We start from the raw sequence: 7937 nt of genomic DNA, 5'->3' as shown, positions 1-7937 counted from the left end.
CCCCCCCCCCCCCCCCCCCCCCTCCCCCCCCCCCCCCCCCCCCCCCCCCCCCCCCCCCCCCCCCCCCCCCCCCCCCCCCCCCCCCCCCCCCCCCCTTCCGGGTCGGTCGGGGTCGCTCAGCCCAGGAGGCCGCCGACGAGGCCGGGCTTCTTGGTCGGGGTGTCGGAGCCGCTGCGGGCCCCCGAGGTGGTGGCCGGCGGCTGCTGCGGGCTGGACTGCTTCGGGGTGCTGCTGCGCGGGGTCTGGCTGCCGGAGGTCTTGGTCGCGCTGGGCGCTCCGGAGCCGGTCGAGGAACTGTCGCGGCTCGGGGCGCTGCTGCCGGTGCGGCCGGACTTGGCGGCGGGCTCGGAGGGGGCGGCTGCCGGGGAGGCCTGCTTCGAGGGCTGCCTGCCGGGGGCGGGCTGCTTGGCGGGGGGCTGCGGGAGGGGGCTGCCGGGGAGGTAGTTGCTGGGGGCCTCGCCGGGGCCGGGGACGGTGACGACGGTGGAGGAGCGGACGGCGCCGCCGAGGAGCGAGCCGATGAGCAGGGTCAGTCCGCAGACGACGGTGGCCATGACGGCACCGCGCCGCAGGACCCGGCGGCGCAGCCGCCAGATCTCGGAGCGGGGGCCGAGGGTGCGCCACGCCTCGCCGGTGAGGCGTGCGTCGAGGGAGTAGACGGGAGCGCCGGCGATGATCAGCGGGCTCCAGGCGGCGAGGTAGATGATGTCGGGGGCGTCGTAGGCGGGGACGGTCTTCCAGCTGACCGTCATGAGGAGTGCGGCGGAGAGCAGGGCGCCGATGCAGGCGGCGAAGCGCTGCCAGAGGCCGAAGACGGTCAGCACGCCGACGATCACCTGGAGGAAGGCGACGCTGAGTCCGGCTCCCACGGGGTGGGCGAGCGCGAAGTCGCGCAGGGGTTCGGCGAGGGCCCACGGATGCAGGGTCTGGAGCCAGGTGACCATGGATCCGCGTTCGCCGCCGTCGAAGTAGACGGGGTCGCAGAGCTTGCCCATGCCGGCGTAGATGGAGATGAAGCCGAGGAAGACGCGCAGGGGGAGCAGGACGACGCCGAGGTTCATGCGGCGGCCGGGGTAGTACGAGGCCTGGCCGCGGGCGTCGGTGGCGGAGCGCCGGCTGTCGGGACCGGTGTCGGGTCCCGGGTAGTCGCCGTCGTGGGCGTCGGGGCCCCCGTACGGCGGGTAGGGCCGGCGCGGCAGGTCGCGCACGGCGGCGAGCGGACGGGTCTCGTCCGGGTCACCGTAGGTGCGCTGGCCGATGACGGTGGGGGTGGCGAGGGTGTCCTGGCCCAGGTCGTGTGCCAGGTCGACCCGGGGGATGGTCTGGGTGGCGGCTCCGCCGTCGTAGTCGTCGTGGCCGCGGCCGGCTTCGCGCACCGCCTGGAGGAGCCCTCCCATGGCCGCGGAGTCGCCGGGCGCGGACTTGCCGCTCCAGACGACGGGGGCGCGGCGGCGGGTGGCTCCGGCGGTCGCGACGGCGGCGGCGCCGAGGAGGGGCACGCGGCCGGGGGCATTCGCGGGCTTGGAACGCGCGCTCGGGCTCGGTGCGAGCCGCACGCGGAAGCTTGCGTGGTTGACGATGACCTGTGCGGGGTCGCACGGCACCTTGACCATGCTCAGCGCGGGCTGGTCGTCGAACCCTGACGTTCTGGTGTCCACACTCATCTAACCGAGTGATGGGTGGTTAGGACACTGCCTTGACACGAGGGATCTGTCCGAGACCCGTCAAGATCAAGTCGCCCCGCCCGCGAGGGGCGGGGCGACACGCTCACGGGTCATGTCCCGTGGGCCAGGTGGATCAAGCGCCGACGGCCGTCCGGGTCAGACGCGGCCGCGCTGGGCGCGCTTGCGGGCGGCCTCGTAGAGGACGACGCCGGCGGCGACGCCGGCGTTGAGGGACTCGGCGCCACCGGGCATCGGGATGCGGACGAGGTAGTCGCAGGTCTCGCCGACGAGGCGGCCGAGGCCCTTGCCCTCGGAGCCGACGACGATGACGACCGGACCGGAGAGGGCGTCCAGGTCCTGCACCTCGTGGGTGCCCTCGGCGGCCAGACCGACGACGGCGATGCCGGCCTTCTTGTACTCCTGGAGGGCCCGGGTCAGGTTGGTGACGCGGGAGACCGGGGTGCGGGCGGCGGTGCCGGCGGAGGTCTTCCAGGCTCCGGCGGTCATACCGGCGGCGCGGCGCTCGGGGATGACCACGCCGTGGCCGCCGAAGGCGGAGACGGAGCGGACGATCGCGCCGAGGTTGCGCGGGTCGGTCACCCCGTCGAGGGCGACGATCAGCGGGTCCTCGCCGTTGTCGTGGGCGGCGTCGGTGAGGTCCTCGGGGTGCGCGTACTCGTACGGCGGGACCTGGAGGACCAGGCCCTGGTGGTTGAGCCCGTTGGTCATCCGGTCGAGCTCGGGGCGGGGGGCCTCCATCAGGTTGATGTTGCCGCGCTCGCCGGCGAGCTTGAGCGCGTCGCGGACGCGCTCGTCGTTGTCGATGAACTGCTGGACGTAGAGGGTCGTGGCGGGGACGCCGTCCCGCAGTGCCTCGAAGACCGGGTTGCGGCCAACGACCATCTCGCTGGTGCCCTTGGGGCCGCCGCGGCGGGGGGCGGGGCGGCGCTTGGCTGCCTGGCGGGCCATGGCGTTGGCGATGCGGTTCGCCTTGTGCTTCTTGCGGTCCTCGGCCTTGGGCGTGGGGCCCTTGCCTTCCAGGCCCTTGCGCCGCTGGCCACCGCTGCCGATCGTCGCGCCCTTCTTGTTGGACGTGCGGCGGTTCCTGCGCTGGCTGTTACCGGCCATGACCTCTACCTGTTTTCGTTCGTGCTGCGATATGTACGTATGAAGAGTGTGCCGCCCGGACGGCCGGGCGGCCACCAAGCCGGTGCGCCCGGCGTCAGACCGGGGCGCCCGGCGTCAGACCGGGGCGCCCGGCATCAGCGCGGGCCGAGGGTCCAGCGCGGACCGGCCGGGCCGTCCTCGATGACCAGACCGGACTGCTGGAGCTGGTCGCGGATGGCGTCGGCGGTCGCCCAGTCCTTGCGGGCGCGGGCGGACTCGCGCTGCTCCAGGACCAGGCGTACGAGGGTGTCGACGGCCCCGTGCACGCTTTTGCCCATCGCGGTCTCGCCGCGGTCGGACTCGCCCGCCCAGTGCGGGTCGAGCGGGTCCAGGCCGAGGACGCCCAGCATGGCGCGCACCTCGGACAGGCGGGCGATGGCCGCGTCCTTGTCGTCGGCGGCGAGCGCGCTGTTGCCCTGGCGGACCGTGGTGTGGACGATCGCGAGCGCCTGCGGGACGCCCAGGTCGTCGTCCATCGCCTCGGCGAAGGCCGGCGGCACTTCGGCGGCGGCCTCGACGGCCCCGCCCGCCTTCTCGGTGACGCGCTGGTAGAAGCCCTCGATGCGGGCGAACGCCGACTCCGCCTCGCGCAGCGCCTCCTCGCTGTACTCGATCATCGACCGGTAGTGCGGGGTGCCGAGGTAGTAGCGCAGGACGATCGGACGCCACTGCTTGACCATCTCGGAGACGAGGACGGAGTTGCCGAGGGACTTCGACATCTTCTCGCCGGACATGGTGACCCAGGCGTTGTGCACCCAGTACCGGGCGAACTCGTCGCCGAAGGCCTTGGCCTGGGCGATCTCGTTCTCGTGGTGCGGGAAGATCAGGTCCAGGCCGCCGCCGTGGATGTCGAAGGCCTCCCCCAGGTACTTGTGCGCCATGGCGGAGCACTCCAGGTGCCAGCCCGGACGGCCGCGGCCCCAGGGGGTCTCCCAGGAGGGCTCGCCGGGCTTGGCGGACTTCCACATCGCGAAGTCGCGGGGGTCGCGCTTGCCGGTCTCGCCCGCGCCCGAGGGCTGCTGGAGGTTGTCGAGCTCCTGGTTGGAGAGCGCGAGGTAGCCCGGGAAGGACCGCACGTCGAAGTAGACGTTGCCCTCCGACTCGTACGCGTGGCCGCGCTCGATGAGGCCGCGCATCATCTCGATCATCTCGGGGACGTGGCCGGTGGCGCGCGGCTCGTACGTCGGCCGCAGGCAGCCGAGGGCGTCGTAGCCGGTGTTGAAGGCCAGCTCGTTGTCGTAGCCGATGGACCACCAGGGGCGGCCCTGCTCGGCCGACTTCGCGATGATCTTGTCGTCGATGTCGGTGACGTTGCGGATGAAGGTGACGTCGTAGCCGCGGTACGCGAACCAGCGGCGCATGACGTCGAAGTTCAGGTAGGACCGGATGTGCCCGATGTGCGGTGCCGCCTGCACGGTGGCACCGCAGAGGTAGATCGAGACGCAGCCCGGGACGAGCGGGGTGAAGTCGCGGATCTGCCGGGCGCTGGTGTCGTACAGGCGAATAGTCACGGCATCCAGGGTAGTGCGCCTGCGGCAGTGCCCCGCGACCGTTTGAGGGCGCCCGGACGGTTTGTTGCCGAAGAGGTGACATCGGCGACGGCCCGCGGGGCGGACATACGTCGTACTCAGCCCCGGTCCGTCCGGTAGACGAGGGCGGTGGCGATGGCGGCCAGCCCTTCGGCGCGGCCGGTGAGGCCGAGTCCGTCGGTGGTGGTGCCGGAGACGGAGACGGGGGCGCCCGCCGCCGCCGCGAGCGCCTTCTGCGCTTCCTCGCGCCGCTTGCCGATCTTCGGGCGTACGCCGATCACCTGGATCGCGATGTTGCCGATCTCGAAGCCCTCGGCCCGGACGATCCGGGCGGCCTCCGCCAGGAGGGTGACCCCGGCGGCGCCGGACCACTCGGGGCGCGAGGTGCCGAAGTGCGCGCCGAGGTCGCCGGCGCCGGCGGCCGAGAAGAGGGCGTCGCAGGCGGCGTGGGCGGCGACGTCGCCGTCGGAGTGGCCGGCGAGGCCGTCCTCGCCCTCCCAGAGCAGTCCGGCGCACCACAGCTCACGGCCGGCCTCGAAGGCGTGCACGTCGGTGCCGATGCCGACGAGGGGGATGAGGGGCAGGTCAGTAGACATCGGTGGCCCTCCTGCGGGCGAGTACGGCCTCGGCGAGGACCAGGTCGAGCGGACGGGTGACCTTGAAGGCCTCTTCGTGGCCGGGGACGGTCACGACGGTGACCCCGGTGCGCTCCACCATGCCGGCGTCGTCGGTGGCGCCCTCGCCGCTGACGGCGATGGCCTCGTGCGCGCGCAGCAGCGTGGCGAGGTCGAAGCCCTGCGGGGTCTGCACGGCGCGCAGCCGGGCCCGCTCGGGCGTGGCGACGACCGGCTCGGGCTCGCCCGGCCCCCGGGGGTCGACCTCCTTGACGGTGTCGGCCAGGGGCAGGGCGGGGACCACGGCGGGGGCTCCGTCGCGGACGGCCTCGACGACGGCGTCCACGGTGTCGACGGGGACCAGGGGGCGGGCCGCGTCGTGGATCAGTACGGAGGTGATGTCGGCCGGGAGGGCGGCCAGGCCGGCCCGCACGGACTCCTGGCGGGTGGCGCCGCCGGGCACGACCAGGACCTCGGTGCGGTCGGGCAGGGCGTGCTCGTCCAGGAGGTGGCGGACCTCGGCGGCCCCGTCGGGCGGGGCGACGACCACGACCAGGGCGACCGCGCGGGAGCGGGCCATGGCGCGGACGGCGTGGATCAGCATCGGGGTCCCGCCGAGGGCCCGCAGGGCCTTGGGGGCGCCGGGGCCGAGGCGTACCCCGCGGCCCGCGGCCGGGATCACCGCGGCGGTGCGGTGGGGGCGGGATTCGTCAGACATCAGTAGCTCCGAGCCAGGTTTGTGACTTCGGCCGACATGGGTATGGCCTTGGGCGTACCCCCGGCATGGTCGGCGGGAGTGCCGGGTGCGACGCCCTCGCCCCTTCCGTGACGACCGGTCGAGCCGGCTGCCCGGACCCGGCACGCCGGTACAGGACCGTGCGGGTGTGCACACGCAGGGTACGGCGGAGTGACCCACGGGTGTGGGTGGATGCGCGGGGGTGCACCGCGGCGCGTGGTGGCACTGGTGCGTGTACGGCGCCGGTGAACAGCGCTGGGTGCAGACATGCCGCAGCGCCCGGCAACAGCCCTCTCGTGAAGAGAGGGCGGGTCATCGGGCACCGCGGCACACTGTGGCCGGTTCGAGCGTCAGGACGCAAGAACCTCGTCGAGGAGGGCCTCGGCCTTGTCCTCGTTGGTGTTCTCGGCGAGCGCGAGCTCGCTCACCAGGATCTGCCGCGCCTTAGCGAGCATGCGCTTCTCACCAGCGGAGAGACCGCGCTCACGCTCACGACGCCACAGGTCGCGCACTACTTCGGCGACCTTGATGACATCGCCAGAAGCGAGCTTCTCCAGATTCGCCTTGTAACGACGGGACCAGTTCGTGGGCTCTTCTGCGTACGGTGCGCGGAGCACCTCGAAGACCCGGTCCAGCCCGTCCTGGCCGACTACGTCGCGAACGCCGACGAACTCTGCATTGTCCGCAGGCACACGAACCGTCAGGTCGCCCTGGGCGACCTTGAGCACCAAGTAGGTCTTGTCCACGCCTTTGATCTGGCGAGTTTCGATGGCCTCGATCAGCGCGGCCCCGTGATGGGGATAGACCACGGTGTCGCCAACCTTGAACGTCATGTGACAGGTACCCCTTCCGTGGCTATCCAGGGTAACACGAGAACTGACTGTTATGAATGGCGTTTTCGCAGGTCAGGGCACATCTCGGGGCTTGACAACAGCGACACGAACGTGCTGCGAAAGGCTTCCGGAAGGGGGTATTCGCAGGTCGGAGGCGCTGTGCGGACCGGGCGAAACGACCACGTTACACCTGGCGGGCGCGGCCACGAGTGTGACGTACGTCCCGTTTTGCCGGATTCCTGGACCGGAAACCGAAGTACTCCGTTCGACTGGCGGCCACCCGTACGCAGCGGGTTCCGGCCCAATCTGGAATTGATCACGGAGCCGCGTTCGAGGGAATCCCGGAATTGATCACACGGGGGCCCGGGGCCCGATAGCGGAATGCAAGATCGCGGGACGGGTGCGGCGCGGTGCGCGCGCTGCGGAGGGTCGGGTGCGGGGGCGGGGCGGCGGCTCGGTAACCTAAGCGCGCTGACACACCCTTAGGGCGGCTTTACCTCAGCCGCTCCGAGCCTCCACCCGTCCCGTCCGTACGTCCAAGGAGTTGCCGCCGCCGTGAGCCGCAGCCTTCGACGCGGCGCTCTCGCCGCTACCGCCGTCGTGTTCTCCCTTGCCTCGCTCGCCGCGTGCGGCGCGGGCAACGACGCGCAGTCTCTCCAGATCAAGCCGGACAACGCCGCCGTCACCAAGGGCGACATCAAGATCCAGAACGCCCTGGTGGTCACCAAGGGCGAGAAGGGCAAGAAGGGGCCGGCCGCCGTCTCGGCGACCCTCTTCAACTCCGGCACCAAGGCCCAGACCCTGGACGGGATCACCCTCAAGGGTGGCAAGTCCAAGGTGGTCCTGAAGGCGGCCGAGGGCTCCGCCAAGATCACCGTGCCCGCCGGCGGCTCCGTGGTGCTGGGCGGCAAGGGCAACGCCTCCGCCGTCATCGAGGGCGGCCGCGAGGCCGTCCAGAACGGCAACGTGCAGGACGTCGTCTTCCAGCTGAGCACCGCGGGCGACGTGGAGCTGGGCGCGTTCGTCGTCCCGGCCACCGGCATGTACGCCGGCTACGGCCCGACCGAGGCCCCCGCCGCCGCGCCGGGCCCCGTCCCGTCGGGCACCCCCTCGGGCTCGGCCTCCCCGGGCGCGTCGGGCTCCCCCGGCGCGTCGGGCTCCCCGGCCGCCTCGGGCTCCCCGGCCGCCGGCGCCACGCCGTCGGGCGCCGCGGGCTCCGCGTCCGCCTCGCCGTCGCGCAGCGCCGGTCACTGAGCGCCCGAGCGGGCGCAGGGGAGGAGGGGGGGGGGAGGGGGGGGGGGGGGGGGGGGGGTTTTTTCCTTGTTTCCCCCGTTTGCCGGAGCTTTGGGTCTGTGTGGGGCCGTGTTCTCAGGTGTGTCCTCGATCAAGGACAT

General features: G+C 72.6%; 7 protein-coding genes. 1 reads left to right on the top strand and 6 read right to left on the bottom strand.

The genetic code is table 11. The annotated features are described in order from the left end of the window. Positions 1–116 precede the first annotated feature (116 nt). The 6 genes from ACZ4WZ_RS30545 to ACZ4WZ_RS30520 form a co-directional block, all read right to left on the bottom strand. Positions 117–1664 (bottom strand): DoxX family protein, encoded by a 1548-nt coding sequence (locus ACZ4WZ_RS30545; RefSeq protein ID WP_467895675.1) that lies wholly within the window; start codon positions 1662–1664, stop codon positions 117–119. Between the two features lie 156 nt (positions 1665–1820). After that, positions 1821–2792 carry a 23S rRNA (guanosine(2251)-2'-O)-methyltransferase RlmB gene (gene rlmB / locus ACZ4WZ_RS30540; protein ID WP_467895672.1) on the bottom strand — a complete coding sequence of 324 codons (972 nt, stop codon included), beginning with the start codon at positions 2790–2792 and terminating at the stop codon, positions 1821–1823. A gap of 134 nt (positions 2793–2926) precedes the next feature. Further along, entirely contained in the window at positions 2927–4342 is a 1416-nt protein-coding gene (cysS, locus tag ACZ4WZ_RS30535) for a cysteine--tRNA ligase (RefSeq protein ID WP_467895669.1), read from the bottom strand. A gap of 116 nt (positions 4343–4458) precedes the next feature. Next, the gene (gene ispF, locus ACZ4WZ_RS30530; protein ID WP_388942445.1) at positions 4459–4956 is read right to left on the bottom strand and encodes a 2-C-methyl-D-erythritol 2,4-cyclodiphosphate synthase; all 498 of its coding nucleotides are present in this window, start codon (positions 4954–4956) and stop codon (positions 4459–4461) included. Then, complete coding sequence (ispD, locus tag ACZ4WZ_RS30525) at positions 4946–5692, bottom strand: 2-C-methyl-D-erythritol 4-phosphate cytidylyltransferase (RefSeq protein ID WP_467895666.1); 747 nt, start codon at positions 5690–5692, stop codon at positions 4946–4948. Before ispD ends, ispF begins: the two co-directional genes overlap by 11 nt. 368 nt (positions 5693–6060) lie before the next feature. Further along, complete coding sequence (locus ACZ4WZ_RS30520; RefSeq protein WP_003953493.1) at positions 6061–6543, bottom strand: CarD family transcriptional regulator; 483 nt, start codon at positions 6541–6543, stop codon at positions 6061–6063. Positions 6544–7098: 555 nt separating this feature from the next. Between ACZ4WZ_RS30520 and ACZ4WZ_RS30515 the strand changes: the two genes are divergently transcribed. After that, complete coding sequence (locus ACZ4WZ_RS30515) at positions 7099–7797, top strand: DUF461 domain-containing protein (RefSeq protein ID WP_467895663.1); 699 nt, start codon at positions 7099–7101, stop codon at positions 7795–7797. Positions 7798–7937: the final 140 nt, after the last annotated feature.

The sequence above is a fragment of the Streptomyces sp. NPDC029122 genome (assembly GCF_055569445.1).
Note: the sequence above shows the minus strand (reverse complement) of the source record. Positions and strands in the feature narration are given on the sequence as shown.